This is a genomic window from Microcoleus sp. PH2017_24_DOB_U_A (assembly GCF_020738205.1).
Classification (GTDB): domain Bacteria; phylum Cyanobacteriota; class Cyanobacteriia; order Cyanobacteriales; family Microcoleaceae; genus Microcoleus.
The window spans coordinates 1-25787 of sequence record NZ_JAEQCT010000096.1 but is presented as its reverse complement, the minus strand read 5'-3'; the positions used below and the strand labels follow the sequence as shown (position 1 = coordinate 25787).

33 protein-coding genes and 1 pseudogene are annotated in these 25787 nt (G+C 45.9%); 17 read left to right on the top strand and 17 right to left on the bottom strand.

Annotation, left to right across the window (positions count from 1 at the left end):
• Window positions 1-5 precede the first annotated feature (5 nt).
• The 3 genes from bioB to JGK07_RS25140 all read left to right on the top strand — a co-directional run bounded on the left by bioB (window position 6) and on the right by JGK07_RS25140 (window position 2644).
• A complete protein-coding gene (gene bioB, locus JGK07_RS25150; protein ID WP_293179681.1) occupies window positions 6-1073 on the top strand; it encodes a biotin synthase BioB in 1068 nt (355 codons plus the stop codon).
• A 128-nt stretch (window positions 1074-1201) separates the two neighbouring features.
• Window positions 1202-1813: a bifunctional 2-polyprenyl-6-hydroxyphenol methylase/3-demethylubiquinol 3-O-methyltransferase UbiG gene (locus tag JGK07_RS25145; protein ID WP_293193179.1), complete on the top strand. Its 612-nt coding sequence runs from the start codon at window positions 1202-1204 to the stop codon at window positions 1811-1813.
• A 156-nt stretch (window positions 1814-1969) separates the two neighbouring features.
• Entirely contained in the window at window positions 1970-2644 is a 675-nt protein-coding gene (locus JGK07_RS25140) for an SDR family oxidoreductase (RefSeq protein ID WP_293193178.1), read from the top strand.
• 255 nt (window positions 2645-2899) lie between these two features.
• Here the strand turns inward: JGK07_RS25140 and JGK07_RS25135 are convergent, their stop codons facing one another.
• Window positions 2900-3400, bottom strand: coding sequence for a hypothetical protein (locus tag JGK07_RS25135; protein ID WP_293243045.1), 501 nt, complete (start codon window positions 3398-3400; stop codon window positions 2900-2902).
• Window positions 3401-3482: 82 nt separating this feature from the next.
• On the opposite strand from JGK07_RS25135, the gene petN reads away from it, so the two are divergent.
• From petN to JGK07_RS25115, 4 genes and pseudogenes are all read left to right on the top strand, one after another.
• Window positions 3483-3572 carry a cytochrome b6-f complex subunit PetN gene (petN, locus tag JGK07_RS25130; protein ID WP_071883976.1) on the top strand — a complete coding sequence of 30 codons (90 nt, stop codon included), beginning with the start codon at window positions 3483-3485 and terminating at the stop codon, window positions 3570-3572.
• Window positions 3573-3812: 240 nt separating this feature from the next.
• Window positions 3813-4406 (top strand): DJ-1/PfpI family protein, encoded by a 594-nt coding sequence (locus JGK07_RS25125; protein WP_293179670.1) that lies wholly within the window; start codon window positions 3813-3815, stop codon window positions 4404-4406.
• Window positions 4407-4495: 89 nt separating this feature from the next.
• A pseudogene (locus tag JGK07_RS25120) lies at window positions 4496-4722 on the top strand (DUF167 domain-containing protein).
• A gap of 96 nt (window positions 4723-4818) precedes the next feature.
• Window positions 4819-5007, top strand: coding sequence for a CsbD family protein (locus JGK07_RS25115; RefSeq protein ID WP_293179667.1), 189 nt, complete (start codon window positions 4819-4821; stop codon window positions 5005-5007).
• Window positions 5008-5120: 113 nt separating this feature from the next.
• Here the strand turns inward: JGK07_RS25115 and JGK07_RS25110 are convergent, their stop codons facing one another.
• From JGK07_RS25110 to JGK07_RS25095, 4 genes are all read right to left on the bottom strand, one after another.
• Window positions 5121-5375, bottom strand: a complete 255-nt coding sequence (locus JGK07_RS25110; protein ID WP_293206616.1) for a DUF4926 domain-containing protein — start codon at window positions 5373-5375, stop codon at window positions 5121-5123.
• Window positions 5376-5385: 10 nt separating this feature from the next.
• Window positions 5386-5625 carry a DUF6883 domain-containing protein gene (locus JGK07_RS25105; RefSeq protein WP_293225736.1) on the bottom strand — a complete coding sequence of 80 codons (240 nt, stop codon included), beginning with the start codon at window positions 5623-5625 and terminating at the stop codon, window positions 5386-5388.
• 338 nt (window positions 5626-5963) lie between these two features.
• Window positions 5964-7952, bottom strand: a complete 1989-nt coding sequence (locus JGK07_RS25100) for a calcium-binding protein (protein WP_293179657.1) — start codon at window positions 7950-7952, stop codon at window positions 5964-5966.
• 461 nt (window positions 7953-8413) lie between these two features.
• Window positions 8414-9547, bottom strand: a complete 1134-nt coding sequence (locus JGK07_RS25095) for a cob(I)yrinic acid a,c-diamide adenosyltransferase (protein ID WP_293179654.1) — start codon at window positions 9545-9547, stop codon at window positions 8414-8416.
• Between the two features lie 229 nt (window positions 9548-9776).
• Here JGK07_RS25095 and fraC point away from each other — a divergent pair, with 229 nt between their 5' ends.
• The 5 genes from fraC to larE all read left to right on the top strand — a co-directional run bounded on the left by fraC (window position 9777) and on the right by larE (window position 14395).
• A complete protein-coding gene (gene fraC / locus JGK07_RS25090; protein ID WP_293147226.1) occupies window positions 9777-10295 on the top strand; it encodes a filament integrity protein FraC in 519 nt (172 codons plus the stop codon).
• Window positions 10296-10300: 5 nt separating this feature from the next.
• A complete protein-coding gene (locus JGK07_RS25085; protein ID WP_293179651.1) occupies window positions 10301-11299 on the top strand; it encodes a DUF5357 family protein in 999 nt (332 codons plus the stop codon).
• A gap of 351 nt (window positions 11300-11650) precedes the next feature.
• A complete protein-coding gene (locus JGK07_RS25080) occupies window positions 11651-12424 on the top strand; it encodes an ABC transporter permease (protein WP_293179648.1) in 774 nt (257 codons plus the stop codon).
• A gap of 157 nt (window positions 12425-12581) precedes the next feature.
• Window positions 12582-13466, top strand: a complete 885-nt coding sequence (locus JGK07_RS25075) for a Uma2 family endonuclease (RefSeq protein ID WP_293179645.1) — start codon at window positions 12582-12584, stop codon at window positions 13464-13466.
• Between the two features lie 101 nt (window positions 13467-13567).
• The gene (gene larE, locus JGK07_RS25070) at window positions 13568-14395 is read left to right on the top strand and encodes an ATP-dependent sacrificial sulfur transferase LarE (protein ID WP_293225734.1); all 828 of its coding nucleotides are present in this window, start codon (window positions 13568-13570) and stop codon (window positions 14393-14395) included.
• Here larE and JGK07_RS25065 read toward each other — a convergent pair whose 3' ends face one another.
• Together JGK07_RS25065 and JGK07_RS25060 are read right to left on the bottom strand one after the other, a co-directional pair.
• The gene (locus JGK07_RS25065; protein ID WP_293179639.1) at window positions 14396-14854 is read right to left on the bottom strand and encodes a hypothetical protein; all 459 of its coding nucleotides are present in this window, start codon (window positions 14852-14854) and stop codon (window positions 14396-14398) included. It abuts the gene before it with no gap.
• A gap of 5 nt (window positions 14855-14859) precedes the next feature.
• A complete protein-coding gene (locus JGK07_RS25060) occupies window positions 14860-15183 on the bottom strand; it encodes a polymorphic toxin type 24 domain-containing protein (RefSeq protein ID WP_293179636.1) in 324 nt (107 codons plus the stop codon).
• Between the two features lie 153 nt (window positions 15184-15336).
• On the opposite strand from JGK07_RS25060, the gene JGK07_RS25055 reads away from it, so the two are divergent.
• Window positions 15337-16029 carry a GDSL-type esterase/lipase family protein gene (locus tag JGK07_RS25055; RefSeq protein ID WP_293219217.1) on the top strand — a complete coding sequence of 231 codons (693 nt, stop codon included), beginning with the start codon at window positions 15337-15339 and terminating at the stop codon, window positions 16027-16029.
• Window positions 16030-16365: 336 nt separating this feature from the next.
• On the opposite strand, the gene JGK07_RS25050 is transcribed toward JGK07_RS25055, so the two are convergent.
• The gene (locus JGK07_RS25050) at window positions 16366-18237 is read right to left on the bottom strand and encodes a polysaccharide biosynthesis/export family protein (protein ID WP_293179630.1); all 1872 of its coding nucleotides are present in this window, start codon (window positions 18235-18237) and stop codon (window positions 16366-16368) included.
• A gap of 301 nt (window positions 18238-18538) precedes the next feature.
• Between JGK07_RS25050 and JGK07_RS25045 the strand changes: the two genes are divergently transcribed.
• A complete protein-coding gene (locus JGK07_RS25045; protein ID WP_293179627.1) occupies window positions 18539-19228 on the top strand; it encodes a class I SAM-dependent methyltransferase in 690 nt (229 codons plus the stop codon).
• An 82-nt stretch (window positions 19229-19310) separates the two neighbouring features.
• Here JGK07_RS25045 and JGK07_RS25040 read toward each other — a convergent pair whose 3' ends face one another.
• From JGK07_RS25040 to JGK07_RS25030, 3 genes are read right to left on the bottom strand one after another with little or no spacing between them, the layout of a single operon-like run.
• Complete coding sequence (locus JGK07_RS25040; protein ID WP_293179624.1) at window positions 19311-19472, bottom strand: hypothetical protein; 162 nt, start codon at window positions 19470-19472, stop codon at window positions 19311-19313.
• Window positions 19469-19723, bottom strand: coding sequence for a hypothetical protein (locus JGK07_RS25035; RefSeq protein WP_293147210.1), 255 nt, complete (start codon window positions 19721-19723; stop codon window positions 19469-19471). Before JGK07_RS25035 ends, JGK07_RS25040 begins: the two co-directional genes overlap by 4 nt.
• Window positions 19724-19728: 5 nt before the next feature.
• Complete coding sequence (locus tag JGK07_RS25030) at window positions 19729-20097, bottom strand: hypothetical protein (RefSeq protein WP_293179621.1); 369 nt, start codon at window positions 20095-20097, stop codon at window positions 19729-19731.
• A 265-nt stretch (window positions 20098-20362) separates the two neighbouring features.
• On the opposite strand from JGK07_RS25030, the gene JGK07_RS25025 reads away from it, so the two are divergent.
• Window positions 20363-21001: a histidine phosphatase family protein gene (locus JGK07_RS25025; protein WP_293179618.1), complete on the top strand. Its 639-nt coding sequence runs from the start codon at window positions 20363-20365 to the stop codon at window positions 20999-21001.
• A gap of 144 nt (window positions 21002-21145) precedes the next feature.
• Window positions 21146-21913: a YebC/PmpR family DNA-binding transcriptional regulator gene (locus JGK07_RS25020; protein WP_293179615.1), complete on the top strand. Its 768-nt coding sequence runs from the start codon at window positions 21146-21148 to the stop codon at window positions 21911-21913.
• Window positions 21914-22185: 272 nt separating this feature from the next.
• Here the strand turns inward: JGK07_RS25020 and JGK07_RS25015 are convergent, their stop codons facing one another.
• From JGK07_RS25015 to JGK07_RS24990, 6 genes are all read right to left on the bottom strand, one after another.
• The gene (locus JGK07_RS25015; RefSeq protein ID WP_293179612.1) at window positions 22186-22407 is read right to left on the bottom strand and encodes a type II toxin-antitoxin system HicB family antitoxin; all 222 of its coding nucleotides are present in this window, start codon (window positions 22405-22407) and stop codon (window positions 22186-22188) included.
• On the bottom strand, window positions 22404-22661 hold the full coding sequence (locus JGK07_RS25010) for a type II toxin-antitoxin system HicA family toxin (RefSeq protein WP_293179609.1): 258 nt from the start codon (window positions 22659-22661) through the stop codon (window positions 22404-22406). Before JGK07_RS25010 ends, JGK07_RS25015 begins: the two co-directional genes overlap by 4 nt.
• Window positions 22662-22725: 64 nt before the next feature.
• Window positions 22726-23046: a helix-turn-helix domain-containing protein gene (locus tag JGK07_RS25005; protein WP_293179606.1), complete on the bottom strand. Its 321-nt coding sequence runs from the start codon at window positions 23044-23046 to the stop codon at window positions 22726-22728.
• Window positions 23047-23065: 19 nt separating this feature from the next.
• Entirely contained in the window at window positions 23066-23512 is a 447-nt protein-coding gene (locus JGK07_RS25000) for a helix-turn-helix domain-containing protein (RefSeq protein WP_293179603.1), read from the bottom strand.
• 79 nt (window positions 23513-23591) lie between these two features.
• Window positions 23592-23816: a type II toxin-antitoxin system HicB family antitoxin gene (locus JGK07_RS24995; RefSeq protein ID WP_293179600.1), complete on the bottom strand. Its 225-nt coding sequence runs from the start codon at window positions 23814-23816 to the stop codon at window positions 23592-23594.
• 51 nt (window positions 23817-23867) lie between these two features.
• On the bottom strand, window positions 23868-24098 hold the full coding sequence (locus JGK07_RS24990) for a type II toxin-antitoxin system HicB family antitoxin (RefSeq protein WP_293179597.1): 231 nt from the start codon (window positions 24096-24098) through the stop codon (window positions 23868-23870).
• A 228-nt stretch (window positions 24099-24326) separates the two neighbouring features.
• Here JGK07_RS24990 and purB point away from each other — a divergent pair, with 228 nt between their 5' ends.
• Window positions 24327-25622 carry an adenylosuccinate lyase gene (gene purB / locus JGK07_RS24985; protein ID WP_293193187.1) on the top strand — a complete coding sequence of 432 codons (1296 nt, stop codon included), beginning with the start codon at window positions 24327-24329 and terminating at the stop codon, window positions 25620-25622.
• Window positions 25623-25787: the final 165 nt, after the last annotated feature.

The following is a 25787-nucleotide window of genomic DNA, read 5'->3' as shown; positions in this document are numbered from 1 at the left end:
TAGTAATGAATTTACCCAATTGGAACGATTTGGCTGATGACTCGCTGGCGGGAAAATGTCTCTCTCGCGAGCAATCTTTGGCTGTATTGCGCGCGCCGGATGAGGTTTTGCTGGAACAACTAAACGCAGCTTATCGGGTGCGCCACCACTACTGGGGAAACCGCGTCAGGTTGCACTATTTGTTAAACGCTCAAAGTGGTCTTTGTCCTGAAGATTGCCATTATTGTTCTCAGTCAAAAATTTCGAGTGCGGAAATAGAAAAGTATCCGCTGTTAGCTAAGGAAAAAATTCTGGATGCAGCCCAACGCGCAGCAGATTTAAAAGCTGGTACGTTTTGTTTGGTGATTTCTGGCCGCCAACCAAGTGCATCTACTTTCGATCGCGTTTTGGATGCTGTAGAAACGGTCAAGGCTAATCATAACCTAAAAATTTGTGCTTGTTTGGGGTTGTTGACCGAGGAGCAAACTCACCGTTTAGCTAAGGCGGGAGTCGATCGCGTAAACCACAATCTCAACACTTCCGAATCGTACCACACGGACATCTGCACAACTCACACTTTTGGCGATCGCGTGGAAACAGTCGAAAACGTCAAAGCAGCCGGAATCACAACTTGTTCCGGCGGAATTTTGGGGATGGGCGAATCGGATGACGATGCGATCGATTTGGCGCTGTCGCTGCGGAATTTGGGCGTTACGAGCGTACCGGTCAACTTTTTTATTCCAATCCCCGGAACGCCCTTTGCGGACGTTAATCGCTTAAATCCGCGCCAATGTTTGCGGATTCTCTGCTTGTTCCGATTTTTGCTTCCCAGCCAAGAAATTCGGATTGCTGGGGGACGGGAGGTGCATTTGCGATCGATGCAACCTCTGGGACTTTACCCTGCTAATTCGATCTTTGTGGGCGATTATCTCACAACTCCCGGACAAAGCGCCAATCAAGATTGGGATATGATTCGAGATGCAGGATTTGCGATCGAATCTCCCGAAGATCGGGGATTTGCGATCGAATTTTCCGAAGATAAGACGGCGGTTGAAACCGCGTCTACACAAACGATGTCCGCCTCCGCGGACTAAAGAAGATCACCTAATTTTTACCGCCAATTCTTCAACCCGCGGAGGCGGGTTTTGTCTTTGTAGACGCGAATTTCATTCGCCCGGTCTTTTTGAATGAATCAATTTTAAATCATACAAGAGGGGGAATTGTGGATAAACGCGAAGAAATTACGATCGCAGAATACCAGACAACCGCCGAATCTTTCCGAGAAGGAACATGGCATCACGACGTATCCCAAAATCGATCCGCACTAACCGCTGCCATGCCCCGCAACCCCGGTAAAATACTCGATATAGGATGCGGGCCCGGACGAGATTTAGTAGCATTCAAGAGCCAAGGACATACCGTTGTAGGCTTAGATGCAACTCCAGCTTTTGTACAAATAGCAAAGAAGTTATCCGGCTGCGAAGTTTTGCAGCAATCTTTTCTTGAACTCGACTTACCAAAGGCTGAATTTGACGGTATTTTTGCCAATGCTTCCCTAATTCACGTTCCCAGCGACAACATGGTGAAAGTGCTGCAAGATTTGCACAAAACCTTAGTTGTTAGCGGTGCAATTGTCATGTCAATGTGCCGGGGAAATTGGGAAGGCTACGACGAGCGGCCGACGGGAAAACGCTATACTGCGGGATGGGAATACGAAACTTTAGCACCTTGTTTGGAACAAGCAGGATTTGCCATTGTCAGCCACTACTACCGCCCTCCCGGTTTGCCGCGCGAAGCTCAATCTTGGGTAGTAATAGTCGGCAAAAAAATCTAACGTAAATTAGAAATTGCGAATCTTTCCCCTCTCTTCCTCTGCGCCCTCTGCGCCCTCTGCGGTTAAAAAAAACAAAACTCACCAATTAAGCGAGAATTGTTGTACAATAAACCACAGTCAAAAAACAACTACTGCCCAAATTAAAACAAAATTAATATGACAGATAAATTCCACATCTTTTTAGCAGGTGCTAGTCGAGGCGTTGGCTTAGAAATCGCCAAATGTTTGGTAGCACAAAATGTACAAATAACTGCACTTTTGCGATCGCCCAACCACCGCACCGAATTAGAAGCAATGGGCATCAAAGTCATGACAGGCGATGCTTTGGATACAGCGGCTGTAGAAGCTGCGATCGCTGGAGGCGCACCAATCAATGCCGCAATCAGCACCATTGGCGGCTTACCAAAAGATGGGGAAAGAGCCGATTATTTGGGAAACAAAAACTTGATTGATGCTGCTGTCAAAGCAGGCGTGCAAAAATTTATTTTAGTTTCATCCATCGGTAGCGGTAACACTGCTGCGGCTTTACCACCGCAAGCTTTAGAAACGTTGCGCCCGGTATTACTTGAAAAGGAAAAAGCCGAAAATCATTTAATCGCAAGCGGGATGATTTATACTGTAATTCGTCCGGGCGGACTGAAATCGGAACCTGCAACGGGCAATGGTGTTTTAACAGAAGATTGTCGAGTTGCGGGAACAATTCACCGGGCGGATGTCGCCCAGTTAGTTTGTCAGTGTTTAGTTTCTGATGCTGCTAATAATAAAGTTTTGTCGGCAGTTGACAAGCAAATGGTTTATGGGAATCTCGAATATGAGGTATTAAATTTCTAGGGGCGGGCTAGAAGCCCACCCCACAAGATAATTCATTGCTTGTGGAACAGGCATCTTGCCTGTTCAAAAAAATTCTGGGCGGGCTGAAGCCCACCCCACAAGATAATTCATTGCTTGTGGAACAGGCATCTTGCCTGTTCAAAAAAATTCTGGGCGGGCTAGAAGCCCACCCCACAAGATAATTTACTGCTTGTGGAACAGGCATCTTGCCTGTTCAAAAAAATTCTGCCTGATTTGAGTAAAATCCGATCGCACTCAAGAATCAAAAGGTTTAATCAACGATCGCCCGTTAGCGAAGCCCTCAAAGACGATCGCCCAATCCAACACCAAACCTGCGATCGCAAACAATACCACACTCTCGACCCCAACCACCGCAAACGGTAATAACTCCTGCAAACCCGGCATTTTCCCCGCCTCAAAAGACAATCCAGCATCCAACTGTCCAAAAGCCCGCACCAACCCAAAAGCCAACACCACGCCAGATTTAAGCTGTGGGTTAGTATCGCAGCGAATCGCATAGCGGTAAGTCACGCCGAACAAAAAACCGCCCACAAGTGCCATCAATCCTCTCAATCCAAAATTTAGGTCAATTTCCCTGACCTGCAAACCCGCCAGAGCATCCCACCTCTGGGCTAAGATTAAGCTGTTAACAAGGGCGATCGACCCAAAAGCCAGCAAACAAGAAAAAGCAGCAACACTCGCTGCTTTCAAAGATTCTACCCGCTCAGCGGGACTAAAATTTGACGAGTCCTTCACAGCGCCCTCATTTCAAAAATAGCTCAAATTGACTTATGATAAGCTTTGGAGTCACTTTGTACAGTTTGTTCAATAAATAGCTATGGATATTTTGTCACTCGGTTGGGTTTCGGTGCTAGTTTTGTTCTCCTTCTCAATTTCAATGGTAATTTGGGGCCGCAACGGTTTCTAAATTCCAGAATAGCTGGCGGGGCAGGCTTTTTAACTGCCCTGCATTTTTTTTTAATCCTATTTAAGCAAATACGCTTGGGTTAAAACTGTTTATTCCTCGGAGATCCCCCTAAATCCCCCTTAAAAAGGGGGACTTCGCAGCACCTTCTTGTTCCCCCCTTTTTAAGGGGGGCTAGGGGGGATCAGCCTTATCTAAAGCCTATTGCTATTTAAGCAAATCAAAATAACAGGACTTACAAAAATGACTGCCAAAAAAATCTTAATGCTAGTCGGCGACTTTGTAGAAGACTACGAAGTAATGGTTCCATTCCAAGCATTGCAAATGGTAGGTCACACCGTCCATGCAGTCTGCCCCGACAAAGCCGCAGGTCAAACAATTCGCACCGCAATTCATGACTTTGAAGGCGATCAAACCTACAGCGAAAAACCCGGTCACAACTTTACTTTAAACGCAACTTTTGACGAAATTAACGCCGCAGACTACGACGCTTTGATTATCCCTGGAGGACGATCGCCAGAATACATCCGCCTCAACGAACAAGTGCTGCAAATTACCCGCTACTTTGCCAACAGCAAAAAGCCGATCGCATCTATTTGTCACGGATTGCAAGTCCTCACCGCCGCCGGCGTACTCGAAGGCAAACGCTGCACCGCATATCCAGCTTGCAGCCCCGACATACTCCGGGCTGGTGGCAAATATACCGAAGTTCCCGTTACCGAAGCCGTAGTCGATGGCAACTTAGTCACAGCCCCCGCATGGCCTGCACATCCTAACTGGTTAGCTGAATTTCTCAAAGTTTTGGGAACAAAAATCGAACATTCAGATAGTCATTAGTTATTAGTTATTAGTTATTAGTTATTGGTTATTGGTTATTGGTTATTGGTTATTGGTTATTGGTTATTAGTTATTGAGTTGTTAGTCACATGAAAAATTTTGCAGTCAAAGTTAAAACTAATTCCAAACAGCAAAGCATCCAAGAGCAACCAGACGGCAGCCTGACAGTACACCTCAAATCCCCGCCCGTGGATGGAAAAGCCAATAAGCAGAGTTAATCGTGCTGTTGGCGAAAAAGTTTAAAGTGCCCAAATCGGCGATCGCAATTAAATCCGGTCTTTCCTCCCGCAATAAACTTGTCGAAGTTCCGATTTAACCAATCTTTAGATAGATATCTAAATCTTTCTCAAGATAGATTAAGACTCAGCTTTTAATTTATACAGTAGTAGTTGTAAGGTTAGGAGAAAAAATTATGACCATTGAAAATAGAGTCGAAGCAACTGCCAAGAATATTGAAGGCAAAATTCAAGAAGCTGTGAGCGAAGTTACAGGCAACCAAAAAGATAAATTAGAAGGTCAAGCCAAGCAGGACGAAGCATCAGCAATTCACATGAAAGAAGACCTCAAAGATAAAGCCAAAGAGATTGTAGACCGAGCATAAAGTATTTCTTGCGACAAGTTTCCTGCCTACTAAATCCCGCAAATAACATATCGTTTGCGGGATTTTTTTTAGAGATACTTTTTGTAGATTAGAAAAATCATTGCTGGCAAAATCTATCGGCTAACTGCCCCTACAGATTCTACTAAATCATAATGTAAAAGCATTAATTTTGTAGCGAGGATTGTTTCCATTGCATAAGTTGTGCCATCTTGATGAGAAAATTCTACCTCAAAAGCACTGCCATCAAATTCCATCACGACTGTTCCCACTTGTCCTTTATATAATTTAATGATTTGTTTTGTTTCAAAATGGGTTGCTTCTAAATCTTCAGTTAAAGCAACAATATCTAGGTCTTTAATTTTTTTCATTGTTTTTACCTCACTTTTTGACGGGATAACAACTTGTCAATCTGGGGAAAGTTTCACCTGAGCGGACGATCCAAGCTGCTAGAATCAGAGATTCACCTACTTCGGTTTTCAGCAAGAATTTCATGTTGTAATGTGTTCCGTATTCATTGTTTTTCTGAATAACAACATCTTCGTTAATAGCAGCTTCTTTTAAAGCCTGTTTGAGAATTTCACCATTTTCTAGGGTAATGCCTAACTTACTGGCAAACAAAATATAGCGGTTCGAGCTCCCATATGAGGTATGTTGTTGGGCTTGGGCCCTCTTAGTTTAAGGAATGATTGATTGGTGGCAAAATCGATCGGTGAATCTGCCCTTCCTTTTAATGCCAATGTTATAAAAGCCCGATGCCCCATCCCTCCGCTTCGCTCCGCCCAATGCCCAATTCCCAATTCCCAATTCCCAATTCCCCATGCAATAAAAAAGCTAGGGATTCATATCCCTAGCTGGAAACATAGCACAATTAGTTTTTAGAGTTGGCGCGGGCGATGGCTTACGCCCCGCTACGCTACGGCTTTTTCCAAACCGACTCCCACCCGCTGCCACCTAAATTAAATCAGGGTAATATCAGTCGCCGTCAAGCCTGGTCGGCCGTTCAGCAGTGCCAGTTGAATTGGTGCTTGGCCGCCAGCACCGTCTTGGTCGTACAGCAAGCGACCTGTGGAACCTTCGTAAACGAGGACTGCTTGTCCTGGAGTTGCTCCTGCAGGAGTCAGATCGTTGTTGTAAGTTCCGGTTTCCACCTGTAAGAACGCCCTGGAAGAAGGTCGATTTGGCAGACTATTGTCAAATGGTGGTAACAGGAAGGAGTCGAAGTTCAATACCAACTTGTCACGGCCGACTTCAAAATCGCCGATTTGGTCTGGGCTGCTACCCAGGCTACCGTTGGCGTTGATCGTGACGCCCTCGCCGAAGTTGTTGTAGTAGAAGCTGTCATTGCCGGCGCCGCCAATCAGCGTGTCTGCACCGGGCCCGCCACCGAGAGAGTCGTTGCCGTCTCCTGCGAGCAAATAGTCGTTCCCAAAGCCGCCCAACAGCGTGTCGTTTCCGCCGCCGGCATTTAAGGTGTCGTCCCCGTCAGATGTCGATCCAGTAGGAAGACTGCCGGGGCCGCCGAACAGTATGTCGTCGCCAGCACCGGTAGTGATGACATCAGTACCGTTGCCGCCAATGATGAAGTTGGAACCTAAGGTATCGGTAATGAGGTTTGTCGATGTGGCACCGGCAAAGTTGACACTGGTGGCGTAGGAGATAAAGTCGTTACCAGCAAAAGAGCCAACCAATCGATCGCGTCTGCTACCAAACACGATCGTGTCACTTCCTTCACCACCGTTCATGAAGTTTGTGACGGTGCCGGTGGTAGTAAGGTTAGTGCTGGTGTTGCCAAGTAACAGATCGTCACCCAGGCCGCCGTCAAGAGTAATCAGCGCAGTAGTAGTACCGATCGCAAAAGTGGTGGCATCGATCGTATCGTTGCCATCTCCACCGAAGGCTTGATTAAAGATGCCGCTCAAGCTGTCATTGCCACCGCCACCGATCATGCTATCACTCGCAAAAGCTGCAACGATCGTGTCGTTACCATCTTCGCCATTGAGCAAGTTGCGACCCGCGAAGCCTGGAAATGAACTCGACGCGCCTACGCTGGAAAGTGCAGACACCGTAGACGACTTGATGAAGTCATCGCCTGCGCCTCCCAATGCCGTATCCTGAGTAGCAAAAACCGTGATCGTGTCGTTACCAGCACCGCCGTCCAACAAGTTTTTGCCGGTACCAAAGTCGCCGATACCGCCTAGGAGAGAATCGTTGCCCTCACCGCCGAGCAAGGTTGTTTTCTCAATGCCGATCGTGATGACGCTCGAAGAAAACGGACTCGACTGGGTACTGTTGAGAATGACTAAGGTGTCGTTGTCTAGGTCGCCGGAAAGATAGCTGTTGCTGGCCACACCGTATATTGTGTCGTTGCCTTTACCGCCGATCAGAGTATCTTTCTGATTGATACCTACAACAAAGTCGTCGCCCAAGTCTCCGCGCAGGAAGTTGCTGCCTTGATTGCCACCGGCACTGCCGCCGATGCGAAGACCGAGGTTGTTGCCGCCGCCTGCGATGAAGAAGCCGAGGGAGTCATTGTCCTTACCACCGTAGAGGGTGTCTCTTCCGAGGGCGCCTCCGAGCATCGTATCTGCGCCCTGATTACCAAACATCAGGTTGCCATCGACTGTGCCTTGGAGCAAGTCATCTCCCGCACCGCCCAACAGCGTCGAATTGCGGCTTTGAGCAATTACGGTGTCACTGCCTCCATCGCCCGACAGGAAAACCCGCTCGCGCTGGCCTACTAATGAATCTTCGTCAGGGCCACCGTATAGGCTATCGTTGGGGCCGACGGAAATTAGAGTATCGTTATCGCGTTCGCCAAATATTAAGCTGCCGCCGAGGGTAGAAGTTGTAATTAAATCCCCCCCCGCTCCGGCAAAGATTGTATCCGGGCCCAGTCCCGGAGTGTTTAAATTAGTTTGATCGGAATTGTCAGTTAACGTTGTCATACAGCTTCACTCCTCTACTTGTTGGTCATCGCTTGTGCGACTACAGACACTGCCTAGAACACCGAATGTTTGGATGCCGCTGTAGTTTAACCTGTTTGCCAGCCGCAAGTCTAGCCTACTGGTGTTAACCCTGTCTAGACTTTCTCCCTCGCGGACTTTTTGCTTGTAAGCTTTTATTTTCAATGTCTTCACCCTTTAATAATCCTTGTGCAATGTCTCATGTGCTCACGCTCAAGAAGACGCGGCTCATATTCTTAATGTTCCATTCTCGATTGGCGCTCGGGGATCGCCTCCGGGGAAGGAAATTAAAGATTAACAAGGGTCGATCGCGCGATCGCCAGACAAAGAAAAGTGAGAGATTGGTTACTTGGTTACAACGCTTTGTGGCAATTTCCGGTTTCCCAGGCAGGGCCGTCTTTAAATAATTCTGGCTCGGATTGAACTCCGCACCGCTCTGGGGTCTAAAAGTCTACACCCCGCTTTAGTTCTACGCCCCGATCGCCGTAGTGTTTGTGACAGTATACCTCCGAGTGTACGCTTGCCAAGTCAAAGTAACCATGGGGTTTGTGGCAGCGCCCGGTGATAATGATTTCTGTATCGCGGGGCTTTCGCAGCAGGGCTTCGACGATCGGCTCTACCGGCAGCAGTTCTAAGTCTACTGTTGGATTGAGTTCGTCGAGAATGATCGTTTTATACCAGCCGCTGGCGATCGCCGTTTTGGCGATTTCCCAGCCGCGTTCTGCCTCGATGCAATCTAACTCTTGCTGTTGCCCCCGCCAAACTATAGCATCTCGGCCACACCGCTGGTGGTCTACTAACTGCGGGTAACTTTGCCGCAAAGCTGCGATCGCCGCATCTTCTGTATAGCCACTACCACCTTTGAGCCATTGTACAATTAAGACGCGGTGAGATTGGTCTTGGCTGATACCCTTACCTATTGCCTGCAAAGCTTTCCCCAATGCGCTCGTAGATTTGCCTTTGCCCGCTCCTGTGTATATTTCGATACCTGAAATATTGTGTTCGGCCGCTGCGGGGTGATAGTGGGGCTTCATTTCTGAGTGCAAGTCGGCAATATCCAGCAAAGCTTCGGGGGCCGCTCGGCCAGTGGCGATTACTTCTAAATATTCTGGTTTGTTTTTGAGGGTTTGGACTACTTCGTCCACTGGCAGCAAACCCAAGTCCAATACGGGGTTTAGTTCATCTAGAACTACTACAGAATAAAGCTCGCTGGCGATCGCTCCTTTGGCGATATCCCAGCCTCGCTGGGCTTCTGTGCGATCGAAGCGGGTGATTGCTTCGGCCCCAAAATATTCGGCTCTGCCGGTACGCACTTGATCGATCAAGTGGGGAAATGCCCGTTGCAGGGCTTCTATTGCCCCGTCTTCGTCGTAGGAGCGGCCGGGCCCTTTCAAAAATCGCAGCAACAAGACTCGCGTGGGCGAGTCAGAATTAATACCCAGCCCGATCGAGCGCAACACTACTCCCAAAGCTGCCTGAGACTTGCCTTTACCAGCGCCGTCGTAGACGTGAATCTGACCCGCGATGCGTTCTGAGCGAGATGACGCTGTCCGAATACCAATGCCATTCCTTACCATAATCCGCACTTATTTTAGTCTGTCTCGGGGTGGGTATTCGATCGCGCCCATTGAATGTTTAATATTTCCCTTCTGTTGGACGATCTCAAAAGATTATAGGATACAACCTCAACCACCTAATGTTCAGAAGGGCGATCGAAGAGGATTAGGGGCTAAAACCTGCGCTCTAGATTATTCCGCTTCTGATGTACAATTAAAATCTAACACGGGCTGATATACCTGAATGCTTATGATTGCGAGTGTTTTCCCATTTCGGACTGTTTTGGTGCAAATTTTAATGATGTTTTTGGCGATCGCGATCGAATCGTGGTTTCTGCAAAAACTACTGAAACTCGGCCCCAAAACCAGCGTTGAATATACAGCCATCCTCAATCTCGCTTGCACTTGCGTGGGTTGGTTAGTTTTCTTCGGCATTGAAAGCGTTATTTCCAAAGAATGGCGAGAAGAACTTATCGGTTATATTTTATTAGGCGGAGGTCAGAATACTTACTCTGCAATAACTGCGATTGCCCTCTCGGTATTGGCAATCACTTTTCTCGCCAAATGGCAGGGACTAGAATTCATAGAGAACATGGTTTCTGGTAACAAAAAAGCTTCCAAACCTCAGTTTTTGGGGCCGCCAACTCTCAGCCGCCGTCCTCCCAAAAAAACTTTTCGAGTAACTACCCAGTTTGGGGCAGTTTTAATCGCCCACACTGTTAGCAATTTCGTTATTTTAACCGTATTGTTTTTGCAAAGCGTCAATTGAAATCTATGATGAAGCAATTTTTGGATGTGACTCAGCAACTCACGAAGCTGACTAACAACCTTTGGGAAACCAATAAAAAATTTCAAAAGGCGATAATTCCGCCTAAAGTTGTCCACTGGAAGACGCCTTTACTGCTCAGCATATTTTTAGCTTTGCTGACGGTGGCGGCAATCACAGACTGGCCGACAAGAACTCTGATGTTTGATATGAGCTGGTTATTTTTTACACTGTCAATGGGTTTGCTGACCAGCCAGCAACCTTTTACGATTAAAAAAGTAAGTCTGAGTCCGTGGGTGACCAGCATCTTAATTGGCTTGTGGTTGCTGATCCGATTGCCGTCAGATAGGAAGGAAATAGCATGGATATCCGGCCCAATTATAGCAGTAATAATTTTGGGTGTAATAGAGATTTGGAATAGCGAGTCAAAACGGGAAGGTATCAGATCGTTAGTGCGGCCTCAGTTTTTGATGATTACTCTCATTCACCTGCTGATTTCCTGTTGGTTTGGATTTCACTTTTTAATTCAAGGTTGGATAGAACAATATCCGAGCGTTTTATCGCAGGATTTGAGGAAAAGCGATTATGTGGTGACATTTCAACAGCCAACTATTAATCGCTCCCGAGGAGTGGTCATCCTCAATGCAATGGATCGATACCTGCAAAATGAAGCTCGCACAAAACCGTGGGCGCAGGTAGAACAAATGTTAATAGATATTGACAACGAGCGATTTTTTCTGAAGAATCAAGCGTTAAAAACAATTCGGGTAGTCCCAGAAGATGCGAGCTGGGAGGTCAAAACTTCGATCGTCCAAGGAGAGTCCCGCTATCAGTTACAGATGCAGGCAACTTGGCTGGGGCTGGTGTTTAGACCCGAAATATATTCGTTGACCAAATCTTGCGAGGTGATCGATGTAGGCAATAGAGCGACTGTAACCTGCGACACTACCAAACCCTCTAAACCTGGACTGAAAAAAGATGGAACTTCGGGAGACAGTCAAGTTTGAGCTTGTCTCTGGCCGTTAGGAGAGGGGGAGATAAGGGAGATGGGAGAGGGGGAGAGGGGGAGAGGTGTAGAGGTGTAGGTTTTCCACTGGCAAAACCCAGCAAATCTAGACATTGCAAAGGTTTTGGGCTTTGGCTTGGCGGGAATCTCAAACTCTTATGGGATAAGGCTTTTACCAAAAAACCTACACCCGTCGGGATGGGAAGAGGGGGAGATGGGAAAAATCCTCTTTCTTCACCCTTGACTTCTACCCTCAACATCCATCCGTTACATCCGTTAAAAAATCCGTTGCCGAACTTCCCTCTTCCTTGCACTAAAATATGGCTAAAGTTGACTGCGGGTTAATAACTAGATGAATTTGAGAAGAATCTTGACAGTCGCGACTAATGTATATTGGGAAGTAATTCGCGATCGCATCCTTTACTTAATTATTATTTTTGCTCTGTTGATGGGAGCCTCGGTGCGCTTGATACCGGAATTGGCAGCGACAACCGAAAATAAAATTATCTTAGATATTGGTTTGGCTGCGATGAGCATCCTGGGTATAATTGTCACAGTCTTTGTGGCTACCGGACTGGTCAACAAAGAAATTGAAAAGCGGACTGTTTACCTGTTAGTTGCCAAGCCGATAAGCCGGGCTGAGTTAATTGTGGGCAAGCACTTAGGGATGTCGGCGGTGCTATTCGTTCTGGTAGCAGCAATGACTGTTATCTATCTGGTTATTCTGAGTTTGAGTCGCATTCCTTACCCTTTGGGCAGCATTTTAATCGCTTCGCTGTTCGTGTGGTTTGAGCTGTGCCTCATGGCCGGTGTGGGGATTTTATTTGGAGTTTTTAGCAGTTCGCTGCTGGCTACTTTACTGACATTTAGCGTTTATTTGATGGGACACTCGACGCGGGATTTAGTGGCTTTCGGCAAGTTAACTAAAAATCCTGGCATTGAACAATTGATGATGGGACTTTATCTAGTTTTGCCTGATTTAGCCCGGTTCAATTTGAGAAATGATGCTGTTTACGGACAAGTACCTTACTTGGCGGGTTTGATTACAGATGCGGGCTATGGTTTGCTGTATGTGGTGCTGCTGCTGTCAATTGCGATCGCCATATTTTCGCGTCGAGAATTTTAAAATATAGATTCCGCATTGTCAGCGGTAATTGTTTGCTGGAAGAGTCCTCGCTGCAAACGAATTTGATTGTGGAATTAGCACGCTAAGATATAGAGAAGGTTGTCGATCGCCAATCTCGACTAAAAGTCAAACTTTTATTGGTAAAATGAGGTGACTTATGACTGCTGTAATTCACAAACCGATATCGCAGCTAAAAATTACCTGGCCGCTGCTTCCCGATGATTTTATTCTACCAGATGACCCCGTGGAAAATATAGAACATCCTTTAATCTCTAACGGTTTGCGCCAGTCTGTAGTGGATTCCCCGGAACTAATCCAAGATGCACTCATAGTTTCTAATTTTGCTTTGTGTGCTGCTGTGGACGATCGCACTATTTGCAAAGCCCCAGACTGGATGTACGTGCAACCGGTTCAACCTTGGCCTCACAGCTATCCCCGCCGCAGTTACACGCCTCATACCGAAGGAACAGTGCCTTTTGTAGTGATGGAATTTCTCTCAGCTACTTACGGCGATGAATACTCCGTCGAACACACAGAAGAAATCGGCAAGTGGTTCTTTTACGAACAAGTAATCAAAGTTCCTCGCTATGTCATTTTTCGGCCGCATACAGGCAGAATAGAAGTTTATGCGCTGGAATCCGATCGCTACAACAATCAAGATCCTGATGAAAATGGGCGTTATTTGATACCTGGATTAAATCTATTTTTGGGAGTTTGGGTGGGAACTCGGGAAGGTAGAACAGGAAATTGGCTGCGCTGGTGGAATGCAGACGGAGAGTTGCTTTTGTGGCCGGAAGAACGGGCAGAAGTAGAACGTCAGCGGGCAGAAGCCGAAAGCCAGCGGGCAGAAGCCGAAAGCCAGCGGGCAGAAGCTGAAAGCCAGCGGGCAGAAGCTGAAAGCCAACGCGCCGAAGCTGAAAGCCAGCGGGCCGATCGCGAACAGCAAGATAAAGAGTCCGCCCAAACGCTGTTGGAACAGGAAAGACAGCGCAATCAAGAACTTTTGGCGCGATTGGCAGCCCTCGGTATCGATCCAGAATAAGTAAACCCACCTAAAAAAACAGAATACTCAGATCCCCGACTTCGCAGAAGTTGTTGGGGATCTAATATCGATCGCCTTCTACAGTAATCCCAATTGAAATCATGTTAGTCAAAAAACTCGAACAATTAAAAGACATTTTCGCGCAGATGGAACGGGCGCTGATTGCCTACTCTGGCGGCATTGACAGCACTTTGGTGGCAAAAATTGCTTTTGACGTGTTGGGCGATCGCGCTTTGGCTGTAACGGCTGTTTCTCCGTCTCTACTGACAGAAGATTTGGAAGATGCCCGGATTCAAGCCGCAGAAATTGGCATCGCCCACCAGGAAGTCGAAACTCAGGAAATGGCCAATCCTAATTATACTTCTAACCCGGTTAATCGCTGCTATTTTTGCAAAAGTGAACTGCACGATACTTTGAAACCGCTAGCACTTGCCAAGGGTTATCCTTATGTGGTGGATGGGGTGAATGGTGATGATTTAAAGGATTACCGCCCGGGGATTCAGGCTGCAAAGGAACGGGGCGCGCGATCGCCTTTAGCAGAAGTCGGCATGACTAAATTTGAAGTGCGACAGTTAGCAAGAGAATTGGATTTGCCTTGGTGGGACAAACCGGCACAGCCTTGTTTGAGTTCGCGCTTTCCTTACGGTGAAGAAATCACCGTTGCAAAGTTGCAAAGAGTGGGGCGCGCTGAACGGTATTTGCGGCAGTTGGGGCTGAAAAATCTGCGCGTGCGATCGGATGGAGATACGGCGCGAATTGAATTGCCGGCCCAGGAGATTCGAGAGTTTGTATTAAATGCGGATTTGCCTGCATTGGTGGCGGTGTTTCAGCAGTTTGGTTTTGTGTATGCGACTTTGGATTTGGAGGGGTTTCGCAGCGGCAAATTAAATCAGGTTTTGCAACCTGAATTGTTGGGGGCGAAGGCTTGATTAATTATCTTGAAAAAATGTCACTACAACCGTGTGTTCGTCCCGATCGCATTTAACTTGAAAACGGCGCTGAGGATAAAGCGATTTTAGGCGACTTTCCCACATCTGAGCTAATGCTTGTCCCAAATACAATAAATTGTCACTGCTAGCGTTTTGGGCACCGGGGAGAATGTCATCAACGTGCTGGTGGTTCATCACCTGCTCAATTGCAGCGACATCATTCCCTAGCTCGATTTTCCACTGTTCGTAGATTTGACTGTTAAAGGCTTCGGACAAAAAGATGCCGCCTTCATGTTCGACAAAATCTGGCCAGAATAGTTTTGTGAAAGCTATGGCAATTTCAATATTAGCAGATCCAAAAAGATAATCCCAGAGTGAAAAATCATCGCCGTTGGCTTTTTTCCATTGCTGGAAATCGATTAGTTTATCTGCATTCAAGGATATTTGTTTGATGAACATAATTTCTAGGGTATTTCATCCAATCTAGCTGGCCTAACTGTTTTCTCAGCTTGCACATAAATGTCTCCTGCTGAGTTTTGGTTGTGTTTGTATTCAACGGCGTGAGGTGTCGGCACATTTGCATGAGCCCTTCCTGTCAAGTCTACTCGCTTAATTGCCCGTCCACTGTCATCGTAGACGATATAGCTGGTAATGTTCTTGCCATCCATGCGGTACAGTAAGTTTTGGGCACTTGCTCCATCTAGAGGAAATCTCCCGCTGACCTGGGTTCCGACGGCTATCAGGGTGCTAGCGGGGATGCCAACTGTCCAGTCAACTGGTTTAGACATAATATTAGTCCTAAATTATTTTACCATCTCAGTTTGATATATGTAGGGGTATTTGGAAATGTACAGAGTACAATTTATAGAAATTTGCACAAATGCTGACGGCTTGTTAAAGCAATAGCATAAACTGAAGTAGCAGCAAGAGTAGCAAGTTTTATGAAAGTTAAATTTAGATTGATCTGGGCCATCTTGGCTTTCTTGTTGTTCGCTTACATCCCGTTTCGGGTGTTAGCGGGCCCGCCACCTGCGGGAGATACAGTGAGCTCTGCCCTGTGGTGGCAAGTTTTGGTGTACAATCAGGTGCAGCAAATTAAAGACCGGCAATATCAAGGTTGCGTGTGGGGCGATTCTATTTCTTCGGCATTGGGCGATTCTTTGGGAGAAAAAAACTTTAATTTTGCGATCGGCGGAATGAGTTCTGTTTCTCTGCTAGAACAGCTTAAACTTGTAGTGCCCCAGGGGTTTACTTGCAAAAAATCGATTTTGGCGATCGGCACAAATGATGCTATGTACGGCATCAGCGACGAGCAGTTTGTCAGCAATTTGAAACAGGCTATCGCAATTATGCGATCGATCGGCACCAAACAGATTATTCTGATTCCTGCTTTTTACTCAACTCTTGCCGCCAGCTACAATCCTAAATTTGCCGGCACAATTGCCAGAGTTGACGAAATTAATGTTCTCATCGATCAAGTCGCCGCCGACGAAAATATGACCGTGGAATCTAGTGGCATACAAGCCTTATTTAAGGAAAAAGCTCTAAATGGAGATTTAACGATAGACGGCGTTCACCTCAATGCCAAAGGTTTAGATATATACAGAAAAGTTTTGTTAAATATTTTGAATTAAACTTGACAACTCACACTTTATCTGACATAAGAATATCCTGCTAAACTCTTAATTTTAAGTCCGTTTATGCGGACTTGATTTATGTCATTTCAGTGAAGTAGGGTGCGTCATAAAAATGATATTTTTGCTACTTTCCTCACGATCTCATATCGTTTCCGGTTGCATCGGTATTATTTAAACAGTCAACAGTCAACAGTCAACAGTCAACAGTCAACATCATTCCGGTGCAACCGGAATTGATATCACAAGTGAGGCACTACGGCATCAATTGTGTGTCAGAATTAGATTTTTGTCACGATCGACAATTACTAAACTGACGCACCCTAGCGCTAAATATCAAGGAGTAGTAGTTGGCATAATTTGCTGTGGTTGTAGTTGCTGTAGCTGCTGATTTTGCTGCTGTTGAATTTGAAGTTGCCGATCTTGAAGCTCTATCTGCCGCTGTCTGTCTTCGAGTTGCAAGCGTCTGTCTTCAGCTTGCTGCTGTCTGTCTTCAGCTTGCCGCTGTCTTTCTTCACGCTGTAACTCTCTGTCTAGCAGTCTGTCTTGACGTTGCTCTTGTCTGTCTTCTCGTTGTTCTCGAAGCTGTCTGAGTTGATTTCGCCGATCGAAATCTCCTCCCAAAAATAAGTTCTGAAAAGCGTTGATAGTTGTTTGAAACCCAGTAAAAATTCCGCTAACGCTGCTGATTCCACCTGCAACTCCTGTTATCGGCTGCAAGAAAGTGGCAATATTGTCTGCAACCCTAGTATAGCCCGATCGCGCTACGAGAATCACATCGTTGTTTCGGAGAGTTGGGTTATTGTCAGGATTCAGCCCTTGAGCAAAATCGACATTAATAGTGCGGCGAGTAACAGTACCGTTGGGGTTCAAACGCAGCAGTTCCACCTTATCTTTTTTAGCCCGCAATTGATTGAAACTACCCGCAGTCAGCAAAGCTTGGTGGAGGGATGTACTAGGTTTAACCTGTAAAGCTCCGGGCCTGATCACTTCCCCTACAATATTGATGCTGATCGCATTTGGAGAGAAACTTGTACTTCCGAGTTGGGCAACTTCAGCTAAGTCTACAGTAGATGCCGTCGGAATAATGACGCTATCTCCTTCTTGCAGTAAAACATCTTGAGTTGCATCACCTTTTTGCAGCAAATCCCACAGATTTACCGTGATAGTTTGTTCAGTCCCACCTCTGATACGGCGGCGGATTTGGACGCGACGAATGTCTGCTTCTGTGGTGATACCGCCAGCAATTTTGAGCGCTCTAGTGATTGTTGGTAGTCCGACAACGGCTCCTCCTCCTTGTTGTTGTTCAATAGAGACAAAACTCAGATCTGTTTGTTGGTTAGTCGATCGCAAATCCGAAGCAGATACAGTATAAGGCCCCGGCCTGTTGACTTCTCCGACAATTACCACGCCAATTGGTTTAGTAATATCAGCGGAAAAACTAGCACTGGCTCTTTGACGGACTTCTTGGGTATTGAGAGCACTTGCTGTCGGTACAAAAATTGTATCTCCATCTCGGATCGTGACATCTTGGCTCAAATTTCCCGTATCTAAAAAATCCTGCAAATTAACAGTAATAAGTTGTTCTGCTCCGCCTCTGCGGGGACGGCGAATTTGGACATTTCGCATATCTCCTGCGGATGTCACCCCTTTAGCAACTTGCAGCATTTCCATCAAAGTTGGAAATTTTACGCCTCCTCCGGTTCCTTCTCTGCTGGCATTAATTTTGTAGGAACCGGGGCGAGTAACTTCACCGGCAACACCTATATTTAGGGGGCGAGTAACCATCAGAGTCACCGTGACAACGGGAACATTGATGAAGGGTTCGTATCGCTTGGTAATGACGGTAGCGGCTTGTTGCAGCGTCAACCCTTGAATTGAGACGCTGCGAATGATTGGTAGATTGAGGGTTCCGTCAACTAAGACTTGATATTCTTTGCTAAATTCAGGGACGCCGAAGATATCTAAAGCAATGCGATCGCCCGGGCCTAAAGTATAAGCCGCTTCTTGTATCAGCGAACCCGAATTGCCGATCCGTGGGAAACTCGAACCCGGAGGCGGTGGTGGCGGTACTCTCGGCCTGTTTTGGTTCCTAGCGGGTGCAGGATTTCTGATGGCAGGCAACTGAGCTATACTGGGCAGCGAACTGCTCAGCACCAGGAGTGCTGACAAACTAAGACTTGTAGCGGTTTGAACGTTATGTTTCATCTTTCTTTCCTGGTTGCAGTCTGCCATTGAACGATCGCAATGCAAGCTAGTTAATTTTAGTTTATTTTCCGTTCTGTCCAGTGTAGCCTCGCTGCCCTGGAAAATCCAGAGGTGGAATCATAAAATTTGTGCGGCAATCGAGTACCTTCTTTATAAAGAAAGCGTAAAGCTAGCCAAATGTTCTCAAAATTATTTATACATAAGTCGGGATGCAAATCAACCCCCCGAAATAAAAGATCTAGAAAAAACGATCCTTCTTTGATGTAAAATATTAATAATTGTATCTGCGGGACAAAGACAAGTGTCACTAAAATTGGAGAAGGTAATTCCCTGGGGACGCTGCTTGGATGAATACATAGGAATGTTTAGCTTGACATCAAGTGACCTCAAGCGAGCAATTCTAGATTGTGCGGGCGGGCCGGCGAGTTTCAATGCTGAAATGACTCGCCAAGGTAACAAGGTGATTTCTTGCGATCCGGTTTATCAGTTTACGGCGGTGGAAATTGGCGATCGCATCCAAGAAACATATCAAACTGTGATTGACGCTGTTAAGGCCAATGTAGACGGTTACCTGTGGAACAGTTTTGAATCGCCGTACCAGCTAGGCGAAGTGCGGATGAAAGCAATGCAGGAATTTTTAGCAGATTTTCCCTCTGGCTTGGAGCAAGGCCGCTACCTGACTGCTGAGCTGCCTGTTTTGCCCTTCGATAACGGTCAATTTGATTTAGCTTTGTGCAGCCATTTCTTATTTGCTTATTCTCACCTGCTTTCGGAAGAATTTCATCTAGAAGCAATTATGGAAATGTGTCGGGTTGCTAAGGAAGTGCGAGTGTTTCCGCTGTTGCAAAGTTTTAGCGGAGAGGAATCTGAGCATTTAAATCCGATTATTGCCGAATTGAAAAATAGAAATTTTCGTGTGGAAGTTCAAGAGGCTCCCTATGAGTTTCAAAAAGGTGGAAATAAGATGCTGCGAGTTAGGGGGGAAATCTAATTAGCAAATATAATTAGCGGGCGAAGGTCATTCGCGGCTATACAAACAATGTCCGCAGTTACCGGGCGAAGGTCATTCGCGGCTACACAAACAATGTCCGCCTCCGCGGACTGGAAGAAGTTACTTTAATCAGGCCTTGATACCATGCTTGAGGGCGATCGGGAGTCGTAAATTGGGAAAAGTTCAGAAACTCTGCATCAGCTTCAGATTGAGCTGTACTGGAAAAGTCAATGCGATAGATCATGCTTCCAAAGAAAGTCCGTATTTCTGGTTTTGTCGATCGACAAAATCTTCCAGACTAGAAAATTGACCCCGATCGAAGTCATCAAGTCCGCGTTGAATCCCTTCCAATGCCTCGAAGAAATCGCTTTCATCAAAGCTAAGGCCGAAGGCGAGAACAGCTAGGATAACGCTGGTTATATCTTGTCCTGTACTTTCAGCCCGTTGGCGCAGCAGTGCTTCGATTTTTGGGGGTAAGGTGAGTGTAACGGTCATAAAAGTTATGATGAATGGTTAACTTTAATTTGTAACTCTATTTTGGCATAGTTAGCCAAAACATCGCTTCCTAAACTATCTGCCCATTCCTTAACCCGATCGCCCGAAATGCCTATCTTGCTTTTTTGGTAATCTTCCAAGACGGAGAGACTCATTGCGATGGTTTGTTCTTCGCCCAGAGGTTGAAACTCGTTTGCTGTGTCAATTTCTCCCCATTGATATCCCTCGCTTTCCTCAGTAATTTCTGTGATTAGGCGTTCAAAGTCGCTAAGATTACCGTTGGACTGATTCAGCCATGAAAGTGCGATCGCCTTCACCGCATCGCTGGACATGACCTGAATTTTGGCGTGGAGTTGCTTTATAGATTGAGCCATTGGATCGTAGAGAGTGACTGATTCTATTCTAGCGCATTGTCAAATAGTTGCGACGATCGTAAGGCACAGTTGTGGTAAAATTAATTAAATTCTTTGATGTCGATCGCCAGAAGCCTAATTAAAAGTAATACCTCTTCTCAAAAAACTACAACTGTAAATAAACTATCAACCAGAATATTCATCATTTATTCCCAACTTCTCAACTTTTTCAATCGTCAAGCGTCAATCCAAAATCTCAAATATCAAATCTAAAATCGTCTGTATTATGCCACAAACAGTCTGGATCGCACGCCACGGAAACCGCATCGACTTCGTAAACCCCGACTGGTTTCTCACCGCAGAACACCGCTACGATCCCCATCTTTCCGAAGACGGTAACATTCAAGCCAAACAACTAGCCAATCGCCTCAAAGGTGAAGAAATTTCTCATATTTTTGCTTCGCCTTTTCTGCGAACTGTCCAAACGGCAAATCACGCGGCAGAAGCTCTGGATTTGTCAATTAAACTAGAGTGGGGACTGTGCGAATGGCTGAATCCTGAATGGATGACCGAAATGCCGGAAACTGAATCTGTCGAGGATTTGTGCAGGCGTTTTCCCAGGATTGATGCTTCTTATAAAGGCGGTATTGCTAATTATCCCGAAACCGGGGAAGCTTGTCTCAAAAGGGCGGGGGAAACTGCTAAACGCCTCGCTGCACAGTTTCCTGAGGATATGTTATTAGTAGGTCACGGTTCGTCGGTTGTGGGAAGTGCGCTGTGGCTGGTGGGCGGTGCTAGGAGGAAAATTAATGCTTCTCTTTGCTGTTTGGTGAAAGTGGTGCGGAATGGGGACGAATGGTCGATCGCACTTAATGGCGATACTTCTCACCTCACGGACACTGAAACCGACATCCGCTTTAATTAAAGTTGAGATTCGTGCAAAAAATCGCATTATATGCTATGTGTACGGGTTGTGCAGTGCACACCCTAGGTTAATCTGGTCTGTGAAAATCTGAGTGCTATCATTTAATGTCGATCGCACATTTTAAATCAAAAATCTTAAATAGGTATGGCTGGACACAGTAAATGGGCGAATATTAAACGCCAAAAAGCTAGAGTTGATGCCGTTAAAGGCAAGGTTTTTGCTAGAATATCTCGCGAAATAATTGTCGCCGCCCGCAGCGGAGTTCCCGATCCCGCTGGCAATTTTCAACTGCGGACAGCTATTGAAAAAGCCAAGGCGGCGAGTATTCCTAATGAAAACATAGAAAGGGCGATCGCCAAAGGTGCCGGTTTAGCCGGAGGTAGTTCCGAATTAGAAGCCATTCGCTACGAAGGTTACGGCGTTGGCGGCGTGGCGATTCTGATTGAAGCGCTGACAGACAACCGCAACCGCGCGGCGGCTGACTTGCGAGAAGCTTTTAGTAAAAATGGCGGCAACTTGGGCGAAACTGGTTGTGTGGGGTGGATGTTCGACCACAAAGGAGTTTGTACAGTATGCGGCCCCATTGATGAAGAACAATTGTTTGAAGCGTCGCTAGAAGCAGAAGCCGAATCCTACGATTTGATATTAATTGATGAGGATACTGAAGGTGCAGAGGTATTTACAAGTGTGCCTAATTTGGAAAAACTGGCTGATGTTTTGAAACAAACAGGTTTTGCAGTTTTGCAGTCGGAAAATCGCTGGATTCCGAGCAACATAGTAGAAATTGATAATCCTGAAAAAGCTCGATTGCTCATAAAATTGATGGATGCACTAGAAGATTTAGATGACGTGCAAAGCGTGACAGCAAATTTTGAAATGACCGATGAATTGATGTCCTCAATTATGATTTAAAATCCTTGGTTCGTAGTGAGGACTTTAGTCCGCATCAGGTTCATAGCAAAAATCGTAGGGTACAGGTTCGTAGTGAGGACTTTAGTCCGCATCCATGACAGGTTCGTAGTGAGGACTTTAGTCCGCATCAGGTTCATAGCAAAATTTGAAGGTTACTAGAACAATTACGGCTTTGTCGGAGTATGAAAGTTCAAGCGCAAATTATCTGGGAGAAGTAGTCCAGTACCGGACGATCGATCGGATGCAATAAGGGGGATTTGTGCGATCGTTTGTCAAGTAGTAAGTTGATATATTGCGGGTCGGTATTTTGGTTCGGGAATGGGTTTTCCCGCAGTTGTTGCAGCTTCCAGCCATGCTGTTTTAGCAATCTGTACTTCCTGCAAAGCTAATTCTGGGGTTTCCCCAAAAGCGGAACAGTATTTTAAGTCGGGAATATCGGCAATATAGCCTTCATCTTCGTTGCTGTAAAAAATATTGATGTGATAGTCTTTCATGGTTGATCATCCTCTATTGTGAGAGCGTATTCCTCGATTATCGCTAAGAATTGACGGACTTGATAGGGTGTCACCTCGCCTTTCTTATTTTGAATGTTAACAATTTCTGGCACTTCGGGATGATTGAATATGTGATGACTGCCACTGACTCTCGCCAGACTAAAGCCAAAGGCTTCAATCAGTGTCACCATTTCATTAAACTTGATGTTTTTTGACCCAGATAGCACCTTTTCTAAAATTTTACGCTTTTTCATCGCTCGCTCTTGATTGTACCTGGAATTTTAGGGTTTATTGATGCTGCTTGCAATCATAACATTCTTAATCTTGAACTATATCGTGTATTCGTGCTTCGTAAAATCCTTCCTCTTGAAGAAATTGAGTTAATTCCTTAAGTCCTTGGCGACGCTTGACTTTTCGCTGTTCTTGATAAATGATTAAATCCTTCAATTGAATTCGCCGATGGGAACCTACTTTGACACAAGGAATTGCTCCTTCATCTAGCAACTTGACAAGAAATGGTCGCGATACATTCAGGATATCGGCAGCTTGCTGCGTCGTCAGTTCGCGATTGTGAAGAATATCAAGCAAATATAGGGAAAACAAAAGACAAGCATTAAGTAGAACAGCAACTTTAGCCATATTAAAAAGTGAATTAATCCTATTCCTCGTATAAACCAGCTTCCTCAGTCATCTCGATTAGCTGGTCTAATAGTTTACGGCGCTTTCTGTCTCGCTGTTCTTGATAAATGATTAAATCCTTAAATCGAATCCTCCGATGGGAACCTACTTTGATATAAGGAATTGCTTCTTCATCTAGCAACTTGACTAGAAAAGGTCGCGATACATTTAGGATATTAGCAGCTTGTTGTGTTGTTAATTCGCGATTGTGACGAACGATCGAAACAGCCCGATTAGATGCCATCGCCTGCACAGCTTGATGCAGGATGTTGCAGACTGATTCGGGAAGGAGAATCTCTTCTCCGTTACTGGTGACTAATTTTGGCTGTGCGGATTCTCGGCTGAGTATCTGTGCTAATTGTGCTATAGATTCTTGTTCTTTTTCTGGAGGCAAAACAGACTCTGGCGATGCTTTTTGCTTTAACATAGCAAGATGTATTTTGATTGTTTTCTTGACGATAACACTTTTCACGGCGTAAACGCAATATCCGAAATAATCAAAATATTCAAACAGCCTGAAATAATCGTTCTAGCTTCTTAGTTACGGGCAATGGTTTACCTTCAGCTTGACAACTCTCAATTAGTAACTCCAGTACCTCTCGTGCATTGTAGATAGCTTCTTCATAAGAATCTCCGTGAGTTACCGGCTGCATTACATCCTCAAATTCAGGCAAAAATACGACAAAGCATCGATCGCCTTCCGACCATTGGATAACAACTGTATATTTCATGGTTCTGTCTCCTCTGCTTCGATTTGGCCAATTTTCCTCAATTATTTCGTTTTACGCTATCTGTAATCGTTTCCCCAACGTCTGAGGTTCTGGTAGAGGTTTGCCATCTTCTTGATAGAGTTCAATCAATGTTTCTAACAATTCTTGTCCGTGTTTTGCCGCTTCTTCGTAAGTGTGTCCGTGAGTGCAAGGCTGCATGACATCGGTAAACTCAGGTAAGCTGACAACAAAAAGTTGATCCTCTTTTGACCACTGGATAATGAGACTATAATTGCTATTCATTTGGAACCCTTTATAGGCGAATAGAGAAGAATGCCAGCTAATGAGGTTTAGGATATTGTAGCCGATCGCCCAAACGACAAAAACCGAGTTGATTTAAGAAACCGGGTTTTTACCAAATCTGCGGGCTACAACAAAGTATTTTCGTAAAAAACCCGGTTTCTGGACTTCCTGACTCTTGCATCCCCACACAGATGTACAATGGTGAGACCGAATTCCCCAACGACCACCGTGATTGACCGCTACACTCTGCCCGAAATGGGCAACATCTGGACTGAAACCGCCAAACTCAAAAGCTGGCTACAAGTAGAAATTGCTGTCTGCGAAGCTCAAGCCGAACTCGGCTACATCCCCGCCGCCGCAGTCGAAGAAATTAAAGCTAAGGCTAATTTTGACCCCAAACGAGTCCTCGAAATTGAAGAGGAAGTTCGCCATGACATGATTGCTTTCTTGACAAATGTCAACGAATATGTAGGCGATGCCGGCCGCTACATTCACCTCGGTTTAACCAGTTCCGATGTGCTCGATACTGCTTTGGCGCTGCAATTAGTCGCCAGCGTCAATATCTTGTTAGAACGTGTCGAAGATTTGAGCCAAGCTATTCGCTATCAGGCCCAACAACACCGCAATACTGTGATGGTTGGCCGATCGCACGGAATTCACGCCGAACCCATCACCTTTGGCTTTAAACTAGCAGGATGGCTGGCTGAAGTCCTTCGCAACCGCGCCCGATTGGTGAATTTGCGATCGTCGATCGCAGTTGGCAAAATCTCCGGTGCAGTCGGAACCTATGCTAATATCGATCCGCGCATCGAAGCGATCGCCTGTCAAAACCTCGGACTCGAACCCGATTGTGCATCGACTCAAGTCATTTCGCGCGATCGACACGCCGAATACGTCCAAACCTTAGCATTGTTAGCCGCATCGATCGAACGTTTTGCAGTCGAAATTCGCAACCTGCAACGCACCGACGTGCTCGAAGTCGAAGAATTCTTCTCCAAAGGGCAAAAAGGCTCATCCGCCATGCCCCACAAACGCAACCCGATTCGATCGGAAAGACTCACAGGGATGGCGAGAATTGTCCGCGCCAACGCCGTCGCAGCCTTAGAAAATGTGGCGCTTTGGCACGAAAGAGACATTTCTCACAGTTCCGTAGAACGGATGATTTTGCCCGACAGTTCTACAGTAACTCACTTCATGTTAGTGGAAACCACAGACTTAGTAAAACACCTGCTAGTCTATCCCGAAAATATGAAGCGAAACATGAATCTTTACGGCGGAGTTATCTTCAGTCAGCGCGTGATGCTAGCCTTGGTAGAAAAAGGAATGAACCGTGAAGAAGCATACAAAGTTGTGCAATCTTGCGCTCATGAAGCTTGGAATAAAGCTGAAGGCAATTTCTACAATTTGATTGCTAAGGACGATCGCGTTACTGCTAAGATGACGAGCAAGGAAATTGATGATTGTTTCGATCCGCAGTATCAATTGAGGCACTTAGATTTAGTATATCAGCGGTTGGGAATTTAAAATTTTTTTGAATTTCCGACTTTGGATAGGCCCAACTTGCCCACCAAGTTTCTCTGCGATATATTGTACCAAATTCGGTTTTGAGATCCCCTTGATTCTTCAGTCCGCGGAGGCGGACTTTGTATGTGTAGAAGCGATTTCAATCGCCGATTCAATCGCCGATCG

Coding starts and splice junctions, on each gene's coding strand:
- JGK07_RS25125 (WP_293179670.1), top strand. CDS start 3,813: ATGACTGCCAAAAAAATCTTAATGCTAGTCGGCGACTTTGTAGAAGAC.
- JGK07_RS25000 (WP_293179603.1), bottom strand. CDS start 23,512: ATGTTAAAGCAAAAAGCATCGCCAGAGTCTGTTTTGCCTCCAGAAAAA.
- JGK07_RS25140 (WP_293193178.1), top strand. CDS start 1,970: ATGACAGATAAATTCCACATCTTTTTAGCAGGTGCTAGTCGAGGCGTT.
- JGK07_RS24995 (WP_293179600.1), bottom strand. CDS start 23,816: ATGAAATATACAGTTGTTATCCAATGGTCGGAAGGCGATCGATGCTTT.
- JGK07_RS24990 (WP_293179597.1), bottom strand. CDS start 24,098: ATGAATAGCAATTATAGTCTCATTATCCAGTGGTCAAAAGAGGATCAA.
- JGK07_RS25035 (WP_293147210.1), bottom strand. CDS start 19,723: ATGACCGTTACACTCACCTTACCCCCAAAAATCGAAGCACTGCTGCGC.
- JGK07_RS25085 (WP_293179651.1), top strand. CDS start 10,301: ATGATGAAGCAATTTTTGGATGTGACTCAGCAACTCACGAAGCTGACT.
- JGK07_RS25060 (WP_293179636.1), bottom strand. CDS start 15,183: ATGTCTAAACCAGTTGACTGGACAGTTGGCATCCCCGCTAGCACCCTG.
- bioB (WP_293179681.1), top strand. CDS start 6: ATGAATTTACCCAATTGGAACGATTTGGCTGATGACTCGCTGGCGGGA.
- petN (WP_071883976.1), top strand. CDS start 3,483: ATGGATATTTTGTCACTCGGTTGGGTTTCGGTGCTAGTTTTGTTCTCC.
- larE (WP_293225734.1), top strand. CDS start 13,568: ATGTTAGTCAAAAAACTCGAACAATTAAAAGACATTTTCGCGCAGATG.
- JGK07_RS25010 (WP_293179609.1), bottom strand. CDS start 22,661: ATGAAAAAGCGTAAAATTTTAGAAAAGGTGCTATCTGGGTCAAAAAAC.
- JGK07_RS25080 (WP_293179648.1), top strand. CDS start 11,651: ATGAATTTGAGAAGAATCTTGACAGTCGCGACTAATGTATATTGGGAA.
- JGK07_RS25040 (WP_293179624.1), bottom strand. CDS start 19,472: ATGATCTATCGCATTGACTTTTCCAGTACAGCTCAATCTGAAGCTGAT.
- JGK07_RS25075 (WP_293179645.1), top strand. CDS start 12,582: ATGACTGCTGTAATTCACAAACCGATATCGCAGCTAAAAATTACCTGG.
- JGK07_RS25015 (WP_293179612.1), bottom strand. CDS start 22,407: ATGAAAGACTATCACATCAATATTTTTTACAGCAACGAAGATGAAGGC.
- JGK07_RS25055 (WP_293219217.1), top strand. CDS start 15,337: ATGAAAGTTAAATTTAGATTGATCTGGGCCATCTTGGCTTTCTTGTTG.
- JGK07_RS25095 (WP_293179654.1), bottom strand. CDS start 9,547: ATGGTAAGGAATGGCATTGGTATTCGGACAGCGTCATCTCGCTCAGAA.
- fraC (WP_293147226.1), top strand. CDS start 9,777: ATGATTGCGAGTGTTTTCCCATTTCGGACTGTTTTGGTGCAAATTTTA.
- JGK07_RS25005 (WP_293179606.1), bottom strand. CDS start 23,046: ATGGCTAAAGTTGCTGTTCTACTTAATGCTTGTCTTTTGTTTTCCCTA.
- JGK07_RS25100 (WP_293179657.1), bottom strand. CDS start 7,952: ATGACAACGTTAACTGACAATTCCGATCAAACTAATTTAAACACTCCG.
- JGK07_RS25115 (WP_293179667.1), top strand. CDS start 4,819: ATGACCATTGAAAATAGAGTCGAAGCAACTGCCAAGAATATTGAAGGC.
- JGK07_RS25025 (WP_293179618.1), top strand. CDS start 20,363: ATGCCACAAACAGTCTGGATCGCACGCCACGGAAACCGCATCGACTTC.
- JGK07_RS25020 (WP_293179615.1), top strand. CDS start 21,146: ATGGCTGGACACAGTAAATGGGCGAATATTAAACGCCAAAAAGCTAGA.
- JGK07_RS25050 (WP_293179630.1), bottom strand. CDS start 18,237: ATGAAACATAACGTTCAAACCGCTACAAGTCTTAGTTTGTCAGCACTC.
- JGK07_RS25030 (WP_293179621.1), bottom strand. CDS start 20,097: ATGGCTCAATCTATAAAGCAACTCCACGCCAAAATTCAGGTCATGTCC.
- JGK07_RS25065 (WP_293179639.1), bottom strand. CDS start 14,854: ATGTTCATCAAACAAATATCCTTGAATGCAGATAAACTAATCGATTTC.
- JGK07_RS25110 (WP_293206616.1), bottom strand. CDS start 5,375: ATGAAAAAAATTAAAGACCTAGATATTGTTGCTTTAACTGAAGATTTA.